This window comes from Massilia phosphatilytica, from assembly GCF_977014125.1.
In genome coordinates, this window is the sequence record NZ_CDRNIL010000080.1 from 1 (window position 1) to 2,339 (window position 2,339).

The window sequence follows — 2,339 nt, forward strand, 5'->3', positions numbered from 1 at the left end:
ACGATTGTGAAGGTTAAAACGGAGGAGTTAGTTGGATGATCCAGCACCTCCATCGACTCGATCACCCTCCGCATCGCCGAACACCATCATCGTGTTGGGCCGGTAGAAGAGGTCTGTTGTCCAGGCCGGCATAGCCCGGACGCCATCGACCGCTTGTTGACGATGATGCTCTTGGCCTTGTACGCCTCGAGGATCGGCATCCCCGCGATCGGCGACTTCGGGTCCTTGGCCGCCGGGTTCACGACGTCGTTCGCGCCCAGCACGAGCACGACGTCCGTCTGCCCGAACTCGCCGTTGATGTCTTCCATCTCCGCCACCTGGTCGTACGGCACCTCGGCTTCCGCGAGCAGCACGTTCATGTGGCCCGGCATGCGGCCCGCCACCGGGTGGATCCGCGTAGCGCACCTGCACGCCGTGCGCGGTGAGCTTGTCGACCAGCTCCTTCACCGTGTGCTGGGCGCGCGCCACCGCCAGGCCGTAGCCCGGCACGATGATCACGGATTCCGCGTTCTGCAGGATGAACGCCGCGTCTTCCGGCGAGCCCGATTTCACCGGACGCTGCGCCTTGGCGGTGACCAACGCCGTCTCGGCCATCGTGATCGTCGGCGCCATGCTGGCGGCCGGCCTGACGGAAGCCTGACCGGCCAGACGCCGGGACGATCGCCGTGGCGCTGGCCGCCGTGAACGTGTTCGGCGGCTTCCTCGTCACGCAGCGCATGCTGGAGATGTTCAAGAAGAAGGAACCGAAGGCCGCGAAGCCGGCCGCAGACGCCGCCGCCGGGGCTGTCCGTGCCGAGGAGGCCGGCATGAACCTGATCGAGCATGAACGTGGTTGACGTCCGCTGTACCTGGTCGCCTCGGTGTGCTTCATCCAGGCGCTCAAGGGCCTCGTCGTCGCCCGCACCACGTCGCGCACGCGGCAACGCTGTTCGGCATGACGCGGCATGGGCCTGGCCGATCGTCACGACGGTCGGCCTGATGCTACAAGCTCGAGGCAGCCGATGCTGGCACAGGACGGCATGGGTCTTACCTCGTGCTGCGTCGGCGTGCTCGATCGGCGGCACGGCCGGCGCGATCGCGGCGCAGGCGGGTCGAGATGACCAAGATGCCGGAACTGGTCGCGGCGATGCACTCGCTGATCGGCCTCGCGGCCGTGTGCATCGCCATGGCGGCCGTGGTCCGAGCCGTGGGCGTTCAACATCGCCGCGCGCGGCGCAGGGCTCCCGTTCGGCAACCGCCTCGAACTGTTCATCGGCACGTTCGTCGGCGCGGTGACGTTCTCCGGTTCCGTGATCGCGTTCGGCAAGCTGGCCGGCAAATATAAATTCCGCCTGTTCCAGGGTGCGCCCGTGCGCTATCCGGGCCAGCACATGATCAACCTGCTCGTGGCCATCGCCATCGTCGGCCTCGGCCTCGTGTTCTGCTTCTCGAATGGCGCGGCGCCCGCATGGACCCCGTACATCGTGATGGCCGTGCTGTCGTTCGTGCTGGGCGTGTTGATCATTATCCCGATCGGCGGCGCGGACATGCCGGTCGTCGTGTCGATGCTGAACTGCGTACTCGGGCTGGGCGGCGGCCGGCATCGGCTTCTCGCTGAACAATTCGATGCTGATCATCGCCGGCTCACTGGTCGGATCAGCGGCGCGATCCTCTCGTACATCATGTGCAAGGCGATGAACCGCTCGTTCTTCAACGTGATCCTGGGCGGCTTCGGCGGCGAGGCCGCGGCGGCCGACGCGGGCGGCGCCAAGGAGCAGCGTCCGGTGAAATCGGGCTCGCCGGAAGACGCGGCGTTCATCCTGCAGAACGCGGAATCCGTGATCATCGTGCCGGGCTACGGCCTGGCGGTGGCGCGCGCCCAGCACACGGTGAAGGAACTGGTCGACAAGCTCACCGCGCACGGCGTGCAGGTGCGCTACGCGATCCACCCGGTGGCGGGCCGCATGCCGGGCCACATGAACGTGCTGCTCGCGGAAGCCGAGGTGCCGTACGACCAGGTGGCGGAGATGGAAGACATCAACGGCGAGTTCGGGCAGACGGACGTCGTGCTCGGTGCTGGGCGCCAACGACGTCGTGAACCCGGCGGCCAAGGACCCGAAATCGCCGATCGCGGGGATGCCGATCCTCGAGGCGTATAAGGCCAAGAGCATCATCGTCAACAAGCGGTCGATGGCGTCCGGGTATGCCGGGGCTGGACAACGATCTCGTTTATCAGCCCAACACGATGATGGTGTTCGGCGATGCGAAGAAGGTGATCGAGTCGATGGAGGTGCTGGATCATCCAACTAACTCCTCCGTTTTAACCTTAGCAATACGTAACTGAACGAAGTACGTTAACA

Annotated in this window: 1 protein-coding gene and 5 pseudogenes; 5 read left to right on the forward strand and 1 reads right to left on the reverse strand. The window is 65.6% G+C overall.

Annotation, left to right across the window (positions count from 1 at the left end; translation table 11 throughout):
• Nucleotides 1–27 precede the first annotated feature (27 nt).
• Nucleotides 28–570 (reverse strand): annotated as a pseudogene (locus tag ACWNCF_RS02790) (NAD(P)(+) transhydrogenase (Re/Si-specific) subunit beta); the annotation flags it as partial.
• Between ACWNCF_RS02790 and ACWNCF_RS02795 the strand changes: the two are divergent.
• From ACWNCF_RS02795 to ACWNCF_RS02815, 5 genes and pseudogenes are all read left to right on the forward strand, one after another.
• Nucleotides 566–836: pseudogene (locus tag ACWNCF_RS02795) on the forward strand (proton-translocating transhydrogenase family protein); the annotation flags it as partial. The pseudogenes ACWNCF_RS02790 and ACWNCF_RS02795 sit on opposite strands and share 5 nt — an antisense overlap.
• Nucleotides 823–979 (forward strand): annotated as a pseudogene (locus ACWNCF_RS02800) (NAD(P)(+) transhydrogenase (Re/Si-specific) subunit beta); the annotation flags it as partial. The pseudogenes ACWNCF_RS02795 and ACWNCF_RS02800, both read left to right, overlap by 14 nt.
• A 77-nt stretch (nucleotides 980–1,056) precedes the next feature.
• Nucleotides 1,057–1,991: pseudogene (locus ACWNCF_RS02805) on the forward strand (NAD(P)(+) transhydrogenase (Re/Si-specific) subunit beta); the annotation flags it as partial.
• An 82-nt stretch (nucleotides 1,992–2,073) separates the two neighbouring features.
• A pseudogene (locus tag ACWNCF_RS02810) lies at nucleotides 2,074–2,130 on the forward strand (hypothetical protein); the annotation flags it as partial.
• A 52-nt stretch (nucleotides 2,131–2,182) separates the two neighbouring features.
• Complete coding sequence (locus ACWNCF_RS02815) at nucleotides 2,183–2,323, forward strand: hypothetical protein (RefSeq protein ID WP_449405934.1); 141 nt, start codon at nucleotides 2,183–2,185, stop codon at nucleotides 2,321–2,323.
• The last annotated feature ends 16 nt before the right edge of the window (nucleotides 2,324–2,339 follow it).

Excerpts from the sequence above, each read along its gene's own strand:
- ACWNCF_RS02815 (WP_449405934.1), top strand. The coding sequence starts at position 2,183 with ATGCCGGGGCTGGACAACGATCTCGTTTATCAGCCCAACACGATGATG.